16 protein-coding genes and 4 tRNA genes are annotated in these 15,611 nt (G+C 34.9%); 13 read left to right on the plus strand and 7 right to left on the minus strand.

The genetic code is table 11. From position 1 onward, the window contains the following. Positions 1 to 38: 38 nt before the first annotated feature. Both I7X29_RS01310 and murB read right to left on the minus strand, forming a co-directional pair. On the minus strand, positions 39 to 989 hold the full coding sequence (locus tag I7X29_RS01310) for a glycosyltransferase family 2 protein (protein ID WP_009412103.1): 951 nt from the start codon (positions 987 to 989) through the stop codon (positions 39 to 41). Further along, the gene (murB, locus tag I7X29_RS01315) at positions 989 to 1,972 is read right to left on the minus strand and encodes a UDP-N-acetylmuramate dehydrogenase (RefSeq protein ID WP_198472536.1); all 984 of its coding nucleotides are present in this window, start codon (positions 1,970 to 1,972) and stop codon (positions 989 to 991) included. The genes I7X29_RS01310 and murB overlap by 1 nt, the downstream gene beginning before the upstream one ends. A gap of 146 nt (positions 1,973 to 2,118) precedes the next feature. Here murB and I7X29_RS01320 point away from each other — a divergent pair, with 146 nt between their 5' ends. From I7X29_RS01320 to I7X29_RS01365, 10 genes are all read left to right on the plus strand, one after another. Further along, complete coding sequence (locus I7X29_RS01320; RefSeq protein ID WP_225879506.1) at positions 2,119 to 2,433, plus strand: hypothetical protein; 315 nt, start codon at positions 2,119 to 2,121, stop codon at positions 2,431 to 2,433. Between the two features lie 2 nt (positions 2,434 to 2,435). Further along, positions 2,436 to 2,792: a hypothetical protein gene (locus I7X29_RS01325; protein WP_198467058.1), complete on the plus strand. Its 357-nt coding sequence runs from the start codon at positions 2,436 to 2,438 to the stop codon at positions 2,790 to 2,792. Positions 2,793 to 2,799: 7 nt separating this feature from the next. Continuing rightward, a complete protein-coding gene (locus I7X29_RS01330) occupies positions 2,800 to 3,876 on the plus strand; it encodes an AI-2E family transporter (RefSeq protein ID WP_198467057.1) in 1,077 nt (358 codons plus the stop codon). A 178-nt stretch (positions 3,877 to 4,054) separates the two neighbouring features. Then, on the plus strand, positions 4,055 to 5,452 hold the full coding sequence (gene lpdA / locus I7X29_RS01335; RefSeq protein ID WP_198467056.1) for a dihydrolipoyl dehydrogenase: 1,398 nt from the start codon (positions 4,055 to 4,057) through the stop codon (positions 5,450 to 5,452). Positions 5,453 to 5,771: 319 nt separating this feature from the next. Beyond that, positions 5,772 to 5,855 (plus strand) — tRNA-Ser (locus I7X29_RS01340). 30 nt (positions 5,856 to 5,885) lie between these two features. After that, positions 5,886 to 5,960 (plus strand) — tRNA-Pro (locus I7X29_RS01345). 64 nt (positions 5,961 to 6,024) lie between these two features. Further along, positions 6,025 to 6,098: transfer RNA gene (locus tag I7X29_RS01350), tRNA-Arg, on the plus strand. Positions 6,099 to 6,315: 217 nt separating this feature from the next. Further along, the gene (locus I7X29_RS01355) at positions 6,316 to 7,200 is read left to right on the plus strand and encodes a phospholipase A (protein WP_288869333.1); all 885 of its coding nucleotides are present in this window, start codon (positions 6,316 to 6,318) and stop codon (positions 7,198 to 7,200) included. A gap of 112 nt (positions 7,201 to 7,312) precedes the next feature. After that, entirely contained in the window at positions 7,313 to 7,927 is a 615-nt protein-coding gene (locus tag I7X29_RS01360; protein ID WP_198467055.1) for a TetR/AcrR family transcriptional regulator, read from the plus strand. Between the two features lie 44 nt (positions 7,928 to 7,971). After that, a complete protein-coding gene (locus I7X29_RS01365) occupies positions 7,972 to 9,318 on the plus strand; it encodes a TolC family protein (protein WP_088594393.1) in 1,347 nt (448 codons plus the stop codon). Positions 9,319 to 9,390: 72 nt separating this feature from the next. On the opposite strand, the gene I7X29_RS01370 is transcribed toward I7X29_RS01365, so the two are convergent. The 3 genes from I7X29_RS01370 to I7X29_RS01380 are packed head-to-tail and all read right to left on the minus strand — an operon-like array spanning position 9,391 to position 11,519. After that, positions 9,391 to 9,834: a retropepsin-like aspartic protease gene (locus I7X29_RS01370; RefSeq protein ID WP_009412094.1), complete on the minus strand. Its 444-nt coding sequence runs from the start codon at positions 9,832 to 9,834 to the stop codon at positions 9,391 to 9,393. Continuing rightward, positions 9,819 to 10,892, minus strand: coding sequence for a mannose-1-phosphate guanylyltransferase (locus I7X29_RS01375; RefSeq protein ID WP_009412093.1), 1,074 nt, complete (start codon positions 10,890 to 10,892; stop codon positions 9,819 to 9,821). Before I7X29_RS01375 ends, I7X29_RS01370 begins: the two co-directional genes overlap by 16 nt. A gap of 27 nt (positions 10,893 to 10,919) precedes the next feature. Further along, positions 10,920 to 11,519 carry a SprT-like domain-containing protein gene (locus tag I7X29_RS01380; protein ID WP_198467054.1) on the minus strand — a complete coding sequence of 200 codons (600 nt, stop codon included), beginning with the start codon at positions 11,517 to 11,519 and terminating at the stop codon, positions 10,920 to 10,922. 112 nt (positions 11,520 to 11,631) lie between these two features. Here I7X29_RS01380 and I7X29_RS01385 point away from each other — a divergent pair, with 112 nt between their 5' ends. After that, positions 11,632 to 12,141 (plus strand): hypothetical protein, encoded by a 510-nt coding sequence (locus I7X29_RS01385; protein WP_198472537.1) that lies wholly within the window; start codon positions 11,632 to 11,634, stop codon positions 12,139 to 12,141. 40 nt (positions 12,142 to 12,181) lie between these two features. Here the strand turns inward: I7X29_RS01385 and I7X29_RS01390 are convergent, their stop codons facing one another. After that, positions 12,182 to 13,156, minus strand: a complete 975-nt coding sequence (locus tag I7X29_RS01390; RefSeq protein WP_198472538.1) for a deoxyhypusine synthase family protein — start codon at positions 13,154 to 13,156, stop codon at positions 12,182 to 12,184. 220 nt (positions 13,157 to 13,376) lie between these two features. On the opposite strand from I7X29_RS01390, the gene rho reads away from it, so the two are divergent. Both rho and I7X29_RS01400 read left to right on the plus strand, forming a co-directional pair. Beyond that, positions 13,377 to 15,038, plus strand: a complete 1,662-nt coding sequence (gene rho / locus I7X29_RS01395) for a transcription termination factor Rho (RefSeq protein ID WP_198472539.1) — start codon at positions 13,377 to 13,379, stop codon at positions 15,036 to 15,038. Positions 15,039 to 15,194: 156 nt separating this feature from the next. Continuing rightward, a tRNA-Ser gene (locus I7X29_RS01400) sits at positions 15,195 to 15,279 on the plus strand. A gap of 66 nt (positions 15,280 to 15,345) precedes the next feature. On the opposite strand, the gene I7X29_RS15290 is transcribed toward I7X29_RS01400, so the two are convergent. Next, positions 15,346 to 15,609: a hypothetical protein gene (locus tag I7X29_RS15290; RefSeq protein ID WP_225883636.1), complete on the minus strand. Its 264-nt coding sequence runs from the start codon at positions 15,607 to 15,609 to the stop codon at positions 15,346 to 15,348. Between the last annotated feature and the right edge of the window lie 2 nt (positions 15,610 to 15,611).

Here is a 15,611-nt window from a genome sequence, read left to right on the forward strand (position 1 = left end):
TATTTACTATTTTTTTGTAACTTGTAATTTGTCATTCGTTATTTGTTATTTGTCTTTTCTCTAATTTTATACCTCTCTTCATTACTTTTAGTCTTTAAGATGATTTCTCCTAAAAAACCTGCAATAAATAACTGTGTACCAATAAGCATAGTAGTAAGTGCAAGATAAAACTGAGGTCTATCAGCAATAAGGCGACCATTAGGGTTGATAAATAATTTATCAATTCCAAGGTAAGCTGAGAATAAGAAACCTATAAAGAACATCAGTACCCCCAATGCTCCAAAAAAGTGCATTGGTCGTTTGCCAAAATGCGACAAGAAACTAATAGTGATAAGGTCTAAAAATCCGTTGATAAACCTACTCATACCAAATTTCGTAACACCATATTTGCGAGCTTGATGTTGCACTACTTTCTCAGTAATACGATTGAACCCCGCATTCTTTGCTAATACGGGAATATAGCGATGCATCTCTCCTGATACTTCAACATTCTTTACAACCTCTTGTTTGTAGGCTTTAAGCCCACAATTAAAATCGTGAAGTGTGAGACCTGAGGTTTTACGTGCTGCCCAGTTGAAAAGTTTAGAAGGTAAGTTCTTTGTTAAAACTGAATCGTAACGCTTTTTCTTCCAGCCTGATACGAGGTCATATCCTCCTTGGGTAATCATATTGTAAAGAGCAGGAATCTCATCAGGACTGTCCTGCAGGTCGGCATCCATAGTAATCACCACATCTCCTTGTGCTTGTTTAAAGCCAGCGTGTAGCGCTTGTGATTTACCGTAGTTGCGCAAAAAGCGAATACCCTTTATGTTACTATCTTTAGCTGATAATTCTTCAATTACCTGCCAAGAATTATCAGTACTACCGTCATCTACAAAAATAATTTCGTAGGAATAACTATGTTCAGTAAGTACTTTATGTAGCCACTGATAAAGTTCGGGCAATGATTCTTGTTCATTGAGTAGTGGTATGACAATTGATATATTCATTAGAAAATATTTACTTCAAATTCTAAGGTGATGCCAAATTGCTTAAGTACAGTTGCTTGTACATAATGAGCTACAGCTAAAATTTCTTTGCCAGTAGCTTTTCCATAGTTCACAAGCACTAAGGCTTGCAAGTTGTGTACTCCTGCATCTCCCTTTCTATATCCTTTGAGCCCTGCGCGATCTATCAACCAACCTGCAGGCACTTTCACTTGTGTTTCATCAATAGGGTAAGAAGGAATATCTGGATATTGAATTTTTAATTCTTCGTAATTAGTTTTTGAAATGATAGGATTTTTGAAAAAACTACCACAGTTCCCTAATGTATCAGGATTAGGCAGTTTGCTTTGGCGTATGCTTATTACTATTTCCGAGAGTTGTTTAGGAGTAGGGGAGGAGAGCCCTCTTTCTGTGAGTAGCTGTTGGATAGCCCCATATTCGGTATGCAAAAGATGATTGCGTTTGGTGAGTTTGAAAGTAACTGCTGAGATAATGTAATTGCCTTTTTCTTTTCCTTTGAAGATAGATTCACGATAGCCAAAACTACATTCGGCGTTGGTAAAATTTCGCTTTTGTAAAGTGTGAATATTCATAGCCTCGCAACTCTCCATTACATCTTTGATTTCAACCCCATAAGCTCCAATATTTTGCACTGGGGTAGTTCCTACATTTCCATAGATGAGTGAGAGGTTTTCAAGTCCACCATAACCTTGAGATAAAGTATATTGCACAAACTGATGCCAGTTTTCACCTGCTTGTGCTTTAATCCATACATTATCATTATTTTCTTTTACAATGCTAATACCCTTTAGAAGAATATGTAATACAGGTTGTGTGATATCTTGGGTGAGTAACATATTGCTCCCTCCACCTAAAACAAAAGGATTTTTGTGTTGTTGCAAAGCCTCAACTAAAGCCTCTTCGCTGTGTATAGGGAGGTAAATGTTTGCTTTGACATTGATATTGAAAGTGTTAGGTATTTGCATAACGGCTTATCTAAAATCACCGCGCAAAGGTAAGAGATAATTAGCAAATTAGCAAATTTAACATTGATTCTTCGCTTGTTAGCTAAGATGGTAAAAGATAAAAAACTAACTAAAAATTTGGAACTATAAATCTAAAAGAAGTATATTTGCAACGTATTATAGTTTTATTAGCAATTATGGAGCTTGATATTCTCAAAAATAATTGGAGTGATGCACAAATAGTAGAGGTGTCCTATCAGAAAGGAACCTTACAATTAGCATTAAAAGACTATCAAAACACAGTACATAAGTACCTTTTTGAGAATATCATTGCATTATCATTTGAGAATTATCTCAATGAGGATATTAGTGAGATACGTTCTTCTTTTTGGAAAGAAGAAAATGATACCATTTGCCAAATAGATATTCTATCGGCTTGGGCAAATAAAGAAATTGTAAGTTTTTCATTTTTTACACATTAACTATGGCAGCTGAAGGATATGTAATATTTGAAGATACTACTTGGTATCAAAAGCATAAAGAAGAAATTAAAGAACAGATTATTTCATTAGATACTTATGTGCGTCATCCAATGCTAATAGGCACTTATCTAATAAAAGAAGGTGAATATTGGCTAAAAGGTATTGAGAGTAAACCTCCCCCAGCTGATTGGCCATATAGTGTACGTATCTTTTTAGATCAAGAGGACTATATTTTTATAGAAATCAGTGCACATCCCCCAAGTATAGAGAGAACCCTTACACAATTTTTAAATTGGATAAGAAAGCAAACCCCTATCGTTTTTCAAGATGAAGACGGAGAGGATTTTGGTTATCAATAAATTAATTATGAACTCAAAAGAAATAGCAAATGGCATACTTCGTGCCGTAGCAATCATTGTTTTAGTAGTATTAGGGCTGTACACCCTTTATTTACTACAATCTATTATCGTTTATCTTATTGTCTCATTGGTACTGACACTAATGGGGAAACCTCTTATTCAGTTCTTCTATAAAAGGCTAAAAATAAAGAGCAAAACCCTCTGTGTTATCCTTACAATGACAATTTTTATCTTGTTAGCCTTGAGTGTTTTTAGCTTGTTTATTCCACTACTTGTTTCACAAGGCAAGAACCTATCAGGGCTTAATATCGATTTACTCAAAACTAATATAGACAACCTTATTCAACAAACCCTCAGTAAGGTAGGTCTTCAAAAAGAAGATTATTCTTTTGGAGTACAAGAAATGTTAAATTTCATTGACATTCCTAATTTCCTTAATTCTTTTATCTCTTTCATTAGTGATTTTGGAGTGGGAGCCTTTTCAGTACTCTTTATCAGCTTTTTCTTTATGAAAGATGGTGAAAAAATTCTTATAGCCCTTCTTTCTACCTTTTCTACTCACAGAAAACGAAAACTCAAAACCTCTATTTTCAAAATAAACAACCTCTTATCGCGTTATTTTGTAGGATTGATACTTCAAATCACCATACTTTTTGTGATTTACACTGTTATATTACTTATCTTTGGAGTAGAGAATGCCTTTATTATCGCACTACTTTGTGCATTGCTCAACCTTATTCCTTACGTAGGACCAATGATAGGCTTTGTATTAATGGCACTCCTCACAATGAGCAGTAATCTGCAAAACGATTTTATGAGTGTAAGTCTGCCTACAACTATTTATGTATTGGTAGGTTTCTTAATAGGACAGTTAGTAGACAATGTTTTCTCGCAACCTCTTATATTTTCGAACTCCGTAAAATCTACTGCCTTAGAGATATTTCTCATCACGCTTATCAGTGGCACACTTTTCGGTATGGTAGGAATGGTAGTGGCTATCCCAGCTTACACCGTACTGAAAGTAGTTTTAAAAGAATTTTTTCCTAATAATAAGATTGTAGAGTTACTCACTAAAAATCTATAGTTATGAAACAACTATAAATATAACTCTAAAAATTACCAAACCTAAAACTCTTTTAATTTGCTATTTTTCAAACAACTAAAAAAAATAACTAAGAAAAAAGTACTTTATATAGCAACTAATCAAAATATTATTCGTAACTTTGTATCCTAAATATCAAAATTGATAAATTTTAAAAGAAATGAGTAAATACGACGTTATTGTATTAGGAAGTGGTCCTGGTGGTTATGTCACTGCCATTCGCGCTTCTCAATTAGGTTTCAAAACCGCTGTAATCGAAAAAGAAAACCTCGGTGGTATCTGCCTCAACTGGGGTTGTATCCCTACTAAAGCTTTGCTAAAATCAGCACAAGTGTTTGAATATCTTAAACACGCTGAAAGCTATGGTATCAAAGTAAAAGAAGGTTCTTTCGACAAAGATTTTCCTGCTGTTATTAAACGTAGTCGCGATGTAGCCTCTACAATGAGTAAAGGAGTACAGTTCTTGATGAAAAAGAACAAAATAGACGTGATTATGGGCTATGGAACTCTTAAATCAGGTAAAAAAGTAGATGTAAAAGATAAAGACGGTAAAGTAACTGAATATAGTGCCGACCATATCATTATCGCTACTGGAGCTCGTTCACGTGAGTTACCTGCACTTCCTCAAGACGGTAAAAAAATCATCGGTTATCGTCAAGCACTTACTCTTCCTGAGCAACCTAAAAAAATGATTGTAGTAGGTAGTGGTGCTATTGGTATTGAGTTTGCTTACTTCTACAATGCTATGGGTACCGAAGTAACTATTGTAGAGTTTATGCCTAATATCGTTCCTGTAGAAGATGAGGATATTTCAAAACAACTCGAAAAGAGCCTCAAAAAATCAGGTATTAATATTATGACTTCTGCTGAGGTAACAAAAGTAGATACTTCAGGTAAAGGAGTAAAAGCATTCGTAAAAACCGCTAAAGGTGAAGAAATACTCGAAGCTGATATCTTACTCTCTGCTGTGGGTATCAAAACAAATATAGAAAATATTGGTTTAGAAGCAGTTGGTATCAAAACTGAACGCGATAAAATTCAAGTAAACGAATTCTATCAAACTAACGTTCCTGGTTATTATGCTATTGGTGACATAGTACCAGGACAAGCCTTAGCACACGTAGCTTCTGCTGAAGGTATTATTTGCGTTGAAAAGATTAAAGGAATGCACGTAGAACCACTTAACTATGGTAATATCCCTGGTTGTACTTACTGCACTCCTGAAATTGCTTCAGTAGGTCTGACTGAAAAACAAGCTAAAGAAAAAGGCTATGAAATAAAAGTAGGTAAATTCCCATTCACAGCCTCTGGTAAAGCTAATGCCGCTGGTACTACCGAAGGCTTTATCAAAGTAATCTTCGATGCTAAATATGGTGAATGGTTAGGCTGTCATATGATTGGAGCTGGTGTTACCGATATGATTGCTGAAGCTGTAGTAGCTCGTAAATTAGAAACTACAGGTCACGAAATCATCAAAGCTGTACACCCTCACCCTACTATGAGCGAAGGCGTAAAAGAAGCTGTAGCCGCTGCTTATGGTGAAGCTATTGATATTTAATTAGTACTTACAAATTTAAACAAATATCTAAAAACTCCAAGTAATACAATTGCTTGGAGTTTTTTAATATTTTGTTGATTGTTACATTTAGTATAAATAAATGACGAAGTACAATTTTGGAAGAGAAAAGGTATAGAAAAATAAGTGATATATTCTTTCTAAAATAAAAATATGTAAATACTATGTGTTTGATAAATAACTGTTTACTAAATATTTTATAAAAAATATTAAAAAAAGTTTGCAAAAAACTTGCAAGAAATGAAAAATCGTTATACCTTTGCAACCGCAAAACAGAAATAATAAGTTCATATACATAAACGGAGAGGTGCCGGAGTGGTAACGGAGCAGATTGCTAATCTGTCGGCGGGTAACCGTCGCCTGGGTTCGAGTCCCAGTCTCTCCGCATCTAAATGTACTCATTAGATAAGTTTCTCGGGGCGTAGCGTAGTCCGGTCATCGCGCCTGGTTTGGGACCAGGAGGTCGCAGGTTCGAATCCTGCCGCCCCGACAATAAAATATTTCATTAATGTTCCTTTAAGTAGCATTTTTGAAATATTTTTTTTGAAATATAGGGTCACGTAGCTCAGCTGGATAGAGCATCTGCCTTCTAAGCAGACGGTCACAGGTTCGAATCCTGTCGTGATCACGAGAATTTGTTTCATTTTGTATTAAAATTTATGTTCGAAATAACGCAGAGTTTCCGCTCTGCGTTATTTTGTTTTAAAAAGTAAGTGACCTTCTTTTTTATTTAAGAAAACTTTTTTTGTTTATAAAGTTTTTATCCATACCTTTGCACCCGCAAAACAAAGAACAGAATAATGAAACACTCCTTATTTATACTATTTTTAGCAGCATAACCTTTCATTTTTGCCCAAGAAGCAATAAATGATTCTCTACAAGAACTCCCTAAAGCAGAACAGAAAGCTCATAGAAAAGCACAATTAGAACGTACTTTGTCAAAAATGTGGGAACTCGACCGCGAAGACCAACGCGGTACTTTTAAACTCGTAGAATACCTCCCTATGTATATAATGCCCTTCCGCTATACCGATGTCCCTACCGAGCAACCCATAAGTCTTAACCCCGACCGCCCCATCCCCGAATGGAGAGATTATCAACACGTAGAAACAAAATTCCAAGTCAGCCTAAAAGCTAAAATTATGCAAGACGCTTTTGGTAAAGGCGATGTGTGGGTCGCTTTCACCCAGCAATCGTATTGGCAGATGTACAACGGTGAGCTTTCACGTCCGTTTAGGGAACTGAATTACGAACCTGAACTCATCTTTACCTATCCGCTAAACTTCTCAGCAGGTAACCTAAAAATGAAAATGATAGGCTTATCCGTAAATCACCAATCTAATGGTAAAGAAGCGGCACATTCCCGCAGTTGGAACAGAATTATTTTATCAGGTATTTTCCTATGGAATGATTTAATGATTAATAGCCGTTTCTGGTGGCGTTTTTCAGAAAAAGCAAGAGAAGATGACAATCCCGATATTGAGAATTATATAGGACGTTGTGAATTGGGCATTGCTTATCCATTCCGTAAAAATGTTTTTAATTTGCGAGTGAGAAATAATTTAAATTTTAATCATAATCGCGGACACATAGAGCTGAATTGGGTATATCCGCTGAGTCGCGACCTGCGTATTTTGTTGCAAGCATCTCACGGTTATGGCGATTCCCTCATCGATTATAATTATAAACAAACAGTTGTAGGCGTAGGATTTACCTTCTTAAGCCTTTAAATAAACCAATCTTATCTCTTACCTCTTACTTCTTATCTAAAATAAAGGAAACTTTTTTTGTTTATTAAGTTTTTTTGTTATACCTTTGCCCCCGAATTAGAGAAAACAGCGTATGAAAGAAGAAATCGTGAAAAGAGCCTTAAACGACTTTATGCAGTACGGGTTTAAAACCTTTACAATGGACGATTTGGCTAACAAAATGGAGATGTCTAAAAAGACACTTTACGAACATTTTCCCTCTAAAAGCGACTTGGTAGAAGCTACATTAGATTACGCTTTAGAGATGAGTTGTAAAAATGCAGATACTTTTGTACAAGGAGAAGGTTCAGTGATAGAAAATGTATACCGCAACCAAAAAAAGGTTCAGGAAGTTTTCAACATCAATAGCGATCGCCCTATCTGGGAACTACAAAAATACTATCCTAAAACATACGAACGTATGGAAAGTGAGTTCGCTAAATCTGATGCACTTTTTATAGATAAACTCTTAGAAAAAGGATGGAAAGAAGGTCTTTTTAGAAAAGATATTAATGTAGACTTTTATAAGATTTTTTATACTAGTGTACAACGTCTTCGTTCTATAACCCGCACTTTTCCTGAAAGAGAATTTCCCTTCTGGGAAACTATCTATACTATTATAGAGTACTTTTTCAGAATACTCGTCAATGAAAAAGGACTTAAAGAATTAGAACGGGTATTAGAACAAGAAAGAAAGCAAAAAAAATAAACTAATTTCAGTTGCTAACAACTAATGACTAAAAACAAATATCAATGAAAAAAATCATTACGAGTGCTTTGTTGTGCCTCAGTTTTGTGAGCTTTGCACAACAAAAAGAATTGACTTTAAAAGATGCTATTCGTTATGCTTTAGAAAATAAAGCTGATGCCGAAAAAGCTCGCTTAGAAGTAAAGAAAAGCGAATACCAAATACAAGAAGTACGTGCTAATGCACTTCCTAATATTTCAGCTTCTGGAGGTATGGTCTATAATCATAAACTACAAGCTACTTATATTGATGCTAGTACCTTTGCTTTTCCAGGTATGCCCGCAAGTGATGAACCATTAAAAATGGAAATGGGACAAAAATGGACAGCTAATGCCGAAGCTAAACTTACCCAAGTACTCTTCAATCAATCGGTATTTATGGGACTAAAAGCAGCGCGTACTACCCGTGAGTTCTATATGCTCAATCAACAACTTACTGAAAATGACATTATAGAAAAGGTAGCCAAAGCTTACTATCAAGTATACCAAACCCGACAAACATTAGAAAATATAGAAAGTAATTTAGCTCTTACTGAGAAAACAGCTAATGTAGTAAAAGGATTAAACCAATCAGGTTTATCTAAAAAAATAGATGTCGATCGTACTACAGTAGCTGTAAACAATCTTAAATCGGCACGCCAGCAAGCGCTTAACGGATTACAACTTTCCGAAAATGCACTTAAATATATGATTGGTATGCCTATGAATGAGGCTATTACATTGCCTAAAGAAGGATTTGAAGCTAATTATGATTTAGCTTTCGATAAAGGAAATACCAATAACCGTATAGAGTTACAAGTACTTGAGAAACAAAAACAACTTTTAGATATTAATGTAAAGGTACAACGTGCAGCGCTCTATCCATCATTAGCATTGCAAGCAACTTATGGTTATTTGAGTATGGGACCTAAAATACCAATTTTTTACGGTAAAAAAGATAAAGTATACGGTTCTGATTATTCAGCTATCACTTTAGGAGTGAATATACCTATTTTTTCAGGTTTTGGTACACGTGCTAAAATACGTCAAGCTCAGATAGAAAGTCAAGCGCTTGAAGCTACACTCAAAGATACTCGTTTGGCAATGGATTTGGCTTATGAAAATGCTCGTAGCCAACTCACTAACAACCTCCTTACTATTGATTCACAAAAAGAAAACGTAAAACTCGCTGAAGAGGTGTTACTCAATACTCAAAACAACTATCAACAAGGGTTAGCTTCTCTCACTGATTTATTAGAAGCTGAACGCTCTCTATCCGATGCTAAGAATAACTATACTACTGCCTTGTTAGACTATAAGTTGGCAGAAATTGAACTGCTAAAATCACAAGGGAAGTTAGAGACAATGAAGTAAGAAAATCCCATATCAAATCATAGAAGAAAAAAGGCTACCTAAACAAAATCAGGTAGCCTCTTTTTATAAGTTTTAACGAAGTAAATATAACTTTTTTTTTGAGTAATCTATCACAGCTTTTTTCTTCAGTAGTAAATCAGCTCCTATAACACCGTGTACAGGAAGCAAATTAAATTGTTGTAATGCTTCGTTTACGTGGGTCAAATTAAATAAAACTAAAGGAACTCTACGGATGCTTAATGAACCTATTTCTAAGTGATTTTTTATAGCGACCTGTGTTTCCATAGCACTTGCTCCTGCACCAGCAGCTTTTATCTCTGAGGCTTCAGCTTCTAAATTGAAATAGGTTATCCACTCTATTCCTACACAAGTATTAGAAGCTCCAGAGTCTAAAATAAAACGTCCTTCAATACCATTAATTTTAGCTTGCACTACAAGGTGTTGGGTAAGAGTAAACTCAAGCGGAATAGCAATATATCCTTTCTCTATGAGTAATTTGTTTAATGTAAGTCCCATTTGCTTTTTACTTCATTTACTATTTCCTTAATGTTTTGTTCTTTTGCTTTGGGGTAGATAAGTAACACATCATCTCTATCTACTACAATGTAGTTTTTGAGTCCATCTATTACCACACATTTAGCTCCTTCAGTGCGGATAATATTGTTTTCAGCATCTTTGAGTAATACTCTTGCGTTGATAACGGCATTTTGAGCACTATCTTTTGGTGATTTCTCGTGTAAAGAGCCCCAAGATCCTAAGTCATTCCAATCAAAATTGGCAGGGAGTACATAAATATTAGTAGAAGGCTCTAAAATAGCGTAGTCTACCGATATATTTTCAGCTTCAGGGTAGGCTTTAGCTATAAAGTCTACTTCGTTTTCGGTATTATAAGTGTCTTCCCCTTTTTCAAAGAGTTCATACATAGCAGGTTGATAGGTTTTATAAGCGTTGAGTACGGTTTGGGTACTCCATATAAAAATACCTGCATTCCATAAAAAATTACCTTGTTTTAAAAACTCTTTGGCAGTGGCATAATCGGGTTTCTCACGAAATTGATTTACTTTCTTGATGTTAGTATTGTCGTCTTTGTCGTATTGTATATAGCCATAACCTGTGTTAGGGAAAGTAGGTACGATTCCTAAAGTGAGGATGTTGTTAGCCTTTTGTGCAGCATTGAAACACGTAATCACATTGTGCATAAAAGCCTTTTCGTCTTCAATCCACGCATCACTGGGGGCTACAATCATTACTCCATTAGGGTTACGCTTGTTCACTTTCATTGCCGCATAGAGTATGCAAGGAGCTGTATTGCGCATACAAGGTTCTAATACCAAGTTTTTAGGCAATATATTAGGGATTTGTTCTTCTACAATTTCCTTGTATCGCTCGTTTGTGAGAATGAGGATATTTTCCTGAGGGATAAACTTCTGCAAGCGGGAATAGGTGCGTTGCAAGAGTGTTTGCCCTGTGCCGAGCATATCGTGGAATTGTTTAGGGTATTCAGTAGTACTTACAGGCCAAAAGCGCGAACCTACTCCCCCAGCCATAATCACTGCATAATAATTGTTCACCATATATTTGTAATATTTTAATTCAGTTTTTTAACTTTTAATAAGTTCAACTTCAGCGTGAGGTTGAAAGATGTATTTTTTGCCAGAGCTTATTTCTACACAATCATAACATTTCACACGGCGTTGCCCTTTGCGAAATACACGTCCATCCTTGATACGAAAAGTACTTCCTATTGGAATTTCATAAATAAAACTTACATTTTCACTCGTATCAAATTGTTTGAGGGCTATAGCCAACACAGGGTCAACATCACTGCTGGACATAGGGTTTAAAAAATGTCGTTGCAATACGCCTAATAATTGTTGAGGAAATATTTCTGGAGTGATAAAAGGTCTCATTAGTTGTTGGAAAGTGTATTTCCATTCATTACCGTGTGGCTTGATAAGTCTGCCAAACCGTTCAAAAGCTATCAAATGTGCTACTTCGTGAATAAAGGTTATCAAAAAGCGGTATTTATTAGCAGAAGCATTCATTGTAATGAGATGTTGCCCGTTAGGAAGTTGCCGATAATCTCCGTGCCTTGTTTTTCGCTCGTTTACAATACGCAAATAAATATTGTTTGCCTTAATGAGTTCGAAACAAGGAGTTACAGCGTTTTCGGGTAAATATTTAAATAAAATTTCTCTCATAGTCTGCAAATGTACAAATAATATTTTACATCCGCAAAAAAATAATCAATTGTAAATTTATAAACTCGTGAATTTTCTTTATCTTTGCCGTGTTTGTAAAACAAAGAAAAATATGTCGCTCATAAGTTATTTAAAATTTCTTATAAAATCAACGAATCAACACGGAGTGCATTCTCCTTTTATCTACAACTTTGTAACTCGTTGCTTGTACAATAAACAGTTGGTAAAACCAAGTGAAATTACTGATTATTCATCAATTATATCTAAAAAACAATTTATTTCATTGCTGAAGATTATTCGTTATTTGGAAGTAAAAACTATTTTTACAGATGAAAAGGGACTCTCTATAAACGAAAATTGCAGTCTTATAACCGAATTACAAACTGCAACTACTTACGATCTTATTTTTATCAATTATCCCAAAGAGAATTTGGATTTTTATCTGAATTATATGCACAATGATAGTATTCTCATCATCAATAATATTCACCGAAAAGAAAATGAATCTTTATGGAGAAAACTTATAGAAAATGAAAAAGTTACTGCTTGTATAAATGTATATTATCAAGGGTATATTTTTATAAGAAGAGAACAGCCTAAAGAGGTTTTTTATATAAGATAAGAGGTAAGAAAGATAAAATCTTACCTCTTATTTCTATTTCTTATTTGCCAAGAAGATAGGCAAAAATAAGTGGAGCTACAATAGTAGCATCCGATTCTACAATAAATTTGGGGGTGTCAATATCTAATTTACCCCAAGTGATTTTCTCATTAGGTACAGCTCCTGAGTATGAGCCATAGCTAGTGGTTGAGTCAGAAATCTGACAGAAGTATGACCAAAATGGTACATCTTCCCATTCCAAGTCTTGATACATCATAGGTACTACACAAATAGGAAAATCTCCAGCAATACCACCTCCTATTTGGAAGAAACCTACACCTTTACCTCCTGAATTTGCACGATACCATTCGGTGAGGCAAATCATATATTCAATACCTGTTTTCACAGTAGAGGCTTTTAAATTCCCTTTGATTACATTGGCTGCAAAAATATTACCAGTGGTTGAATCTTCCCAACCTGGACAAACGATAGGCAAATTCTTTTCGGCAGCTGCTAATATCCAAGAATTTTTAGGGTCAATTTCGTAATATTGCTCTAATACTCCTGATTTTACTACTTGGTATAAAAATTCGTGAGGAAAATAGCGTTCACCTTTACTTTCGGCTGCGTGCCATACATCTTCCAAGTGCTTTTGTAAACGACGAAAAGCTTCTTCCTCAGGAATACAAGTATCAGTTACACGGTTGTAATGACCATCAAGGAGTTCTCTTTCTTGCTCAGGAGTGAGGTCGCGATAATGAGGTACACGTTTGTAATGAGAGTGTGCCACAAGGTTCATTACATCCTCTTCAAGGTTAGCTCCTGTACACGAGATGATATCTACCTTACCTGCGCGAATCATCTCAGCAAGTGAAATTCCTAATTCTGCCGTACTCATTGCTCCAGCAAGTGCCACGAGCATTTTTCCGCCTTCAGTAATATGGGTTTCATACCCTTTAGCAGCATCTACTAAAGCTGCTGCATTGAAGTGTAAAAAGTTTTTCTCAATGAATTGAGAAATAGGTCCTTTACTCATCTTTGATTAGTTTAAAAATCTAAATTATTCGGCAAAGATATAAATAATCTATCAATTTAGCAAATTAATATTTTGTATATCAAAAATATTTCGTACCTTTGCCGCGTTTTCAGTCCCTCTACAAAATTCTATTCAATAATATCTTAATTTAAAAAGAGGAAAAACACTATCTTATTCTACTGAAAAAAATCATTTACTTTATTAACAACTATTTTATAAAATGTCTAACATTACAGATTTAAAATCTAAAAAGCTACCTGAATTGCAGGAAATAGCAAAGGGGCTAAATGTGCCTAAGTATCGCTACTTAAACAAGCCTGAACTTATTAATCAAATTATTGATTTTCAAGAAAAACAAACCAATCAAACTTCTCAAGAACTTCCTAAAAAAAATGCTGCTACAACAGCCGAAAACACTAATTCACCATCTAAAAAAGAACGAAAGAAAAAAATAGATGCCCCTCAAAAAGTAGGAAGCTCTAAACAAGAAAATTTGTCTAAAAATACAATAAATAAAGAAACTGCAGAAGATAATAAAGTAGAAATAAAAACAGATACTAAATCTAATTTTCAACGAAAAAATAATTCTCCTACCCCTTCTTCTACTAACAATAATCAATCTAAAACACTCCCCCTTTCAAATAATAACAACAATAACAATAATAATGGTAATATTGCAAACAATAACAGCAATAACTATTTGAATATCAATAATGAAAACTTTGATAAGGAGAAAAAGAATCGTTATAGAGCTCCTGATTTTGAGTTTGATAGTATTGTAGATTGCGAAGGAGTTTTAGATATTACCCCAGAAGGGTATGGTTTCTTGCGCTCGTCTGATTATAACTACTTAGCTTCTCCCGATGATATCTATGTATCAGCTTCTCAAATCCGTTTGTTTGGCTTACAAACAGGTGATACAGTTCACGGTGAAGTGCGTCCGCCTAAAGATGGTGAAAAATACTATCCTCTTCTCAAAGTAATCAAAATTAATGGTTTAGACCCTCAAGTGGTACGAGATCGCGTGCTCTTTGAACACCTTACACCACTTTTTCCTACTGAAAAATTTGAATTAGCAGGAAAAGGAGCAACGCCTTCTACACGCCTCATCGACCTTTTTGCGCCTATAGGAAAAGGACAGCGTGGGATGATTGTAGCACAACCTAAAACGGGGAAAACAATGTTACTAAAGGATATAGCTAATGCTATTAGCAAAAACCATCCTGAAGTATATTTGATGGTGCTTCTCATTGATGAACGCCCTGAGGAAGTAACCGATATGCAACGAAGTGTACGTGGTGAAATTATTTCGTCTACCTTTGATAAAGAAGCCTCTGAACACGTGAAAATAGCCAATATAGTTCTTGAAAAAGCCAAACGATTAGTAGAATGTGGTCACGATGTGGTAATTTTGTTAGATTCTATTACACGCTTGGCTCGTGCTTACAATACTGTGCAGCCTGCTTCAGGTAAAGTGCTTACAGGTGGGGTAGATGCCAATGCACTTCACAAACCCAAACGTTTCTTTGGGGCTGCTCGCAATATAGAAAACGGAGGATCTCTTTCTATCATAGCTACCGCACTTACCGAAACAGGTTCTAAAATGGATGAGGTGATTTTTGAAGAGTTTAAAGGAACCGGTAATATGGAATTGCAGTTAGACCGCCGTATTGCCAACCGCCGTGTGTTCCCTGCTATTGATCTAATGGCTTCATCTACTCGTCGCGACGATTTGCTTTTAGACGAAAATACGCTCAATCGCATCTGGGTATTACGTAAATATTTAGCCGATATGAATCCTATAGAAGCAATGGAATTTATGGAAAAACAAATCAAACAAACTCGAAATAACGAAGAGTTTTTAGCGACAATGAATAACTAATTATTAAAAAGTTATTTTTGTATTTCTTGTAAAACAATAAGTTATAAAATAAGTTAAAAAAACATCGCAATTTTTTGTCTCAAAAATTTGCAAGTAATAAAAATAGTTGTACCTTTGCACCCGCATAATTGAAATAACAATAGCAATTGTGCAATTGGAGAGATGGCAGAGCGGTTGAATGCGGCGGTCTTGAAAACCGTTGAGGGTAATACCTCCGGGGGTTCGAATCCCTCTCTCTCCGCAAAAAAAATCCATTATAACAAAATAAAGTGTTATAATGGATTTTTTTATTATTAATAATTGATAATTAGCGATTTTTTAATTCAAATTCTAATATATTATACATATTTTCAAGTTGATATACTACTTTTTCATTTAAAACTATATCTGATAATAATAATTTTTCTACAGTTTTATAAAAAATCTTTAATGTTTTACAATTGTTAAGCCATTCTGTAATTTGTACATTCAGTTCTCTGTGTCTGTCTTTAAAATAGGTATGATGATACTCTATTCCTCTAGCTTGTAAGCTATACATAAAAATTTCTTCAAAATAACGAATTGCATTCATTT

It is taken from the genome of Capnocytophaga periodontitidis, assembly GCF_016126015.1.
GTDB classification, from domain to species: Bacteria; Bacteroidota; Bacteroidia; order Flavobacteriales; family Flavobacteriaceae; genus Capnocytophaga; species Capnocytophaga periodontitidis.

Excerpts from the sequence above, each read along its gene's own strand:
- I7X29_RS01360 (WP_198467055.1), top strand. The coding sequence starts at position 7,313 with ATGAAAGAAGAAATCGTGAAAAGAGCCTTAAACGACTTTATGCAGTAC.
- I7X29_RS01390 (WP_198472538.1), bottom strand. The coding sequence starts at position 13,156 with ATGAGTAAAGGACCTATTTCTCAATTCATTGAGAAAAACTTTTTACAC.
- I7X29_RS01385 (WP_198472537.1), top strand. The coding sequence starts at position 11,632 with ATGTCGCTCATAAGTTATTTAAAATTTCTTATAAAATCAACGAATCAA.
- I7X29_RS01325 (WP_198467058.1), top strand. The coding sequence starts at position 2,436 with ATGGCAGCTGAAGGATATGTAATATTTGAAGATACTACTTGGTATCAA.
- I7X29_RS01310 (WP_009412103.1), bottom strand. The coding sequence starts at position 989 with ATGAATATATCAATTGTCATACCACTACTCAATGAACAAGAATCATTG.
- I7X29_RS01380 (WP_198467054.1), bottom strand. The coding sequence starts at position 11,519 with ATGAGAGAAATTTTATTTAAATATTTACCCGAAAACGCTGTAACTCCT.
- I7X29_RS01375 (WP_009412093.1), bottom strand. The coding sequence starts at position 10,892 with ATGGTGAACAATTATTATGCAGTGATTATGGCTGGGGGAGTAGGTTCG.
- I7X29_RS01365 (WP_088594393.1), top strand. The coding sequence starts at position 7,972 with ATGAAAAAAATCATTACGAGTGCTTTGTTGTGCCTCAGTTTTGTGAGC.
- I7X29_RS01330 (WP_198467057.1), top strand. The coding sequence starts at position 2,800 with ATGAACTCAAAAGAAATAGCAAATGGCATACTTCGTGCCGTAGCAATC.
- murB (WP_198472536.1), bottom strand. The coding sequence starts at position 1,972 with ATGCAAATACCTAACACTTTCAATATCAATGTCAAAGCAAACATTTAC.
- I7X29_RS15290 (WP_225883636.1), bottom strand. The coding sequence starts at position 15,609 with ATGAATGCAATTCGTTATTTTGAAGAAATTTTTATGTATAGCTTACAA.
- lpdA (WP_198467056.1), top strand. The coding sequence starts at position 4,055 with ATGAGTAAATACGACGTTATTGTATTAGGAAGTGGTCCTGGTGGTTAT.
- I7X29_RS01370 (WP_009412094.1), bottom strand. The coding sequence starts at position 9,834 with ATGGGACTTACATTAAACAAATTACTCATAGAGAAAGGATATATTGCT.
- rho (WP_198472539.1), top strand. The coding sequence starts at position 13,377 with ATGTCTAACATTACAGATTTAAAATCTAAAAAGCTACCTGAATTGCAG.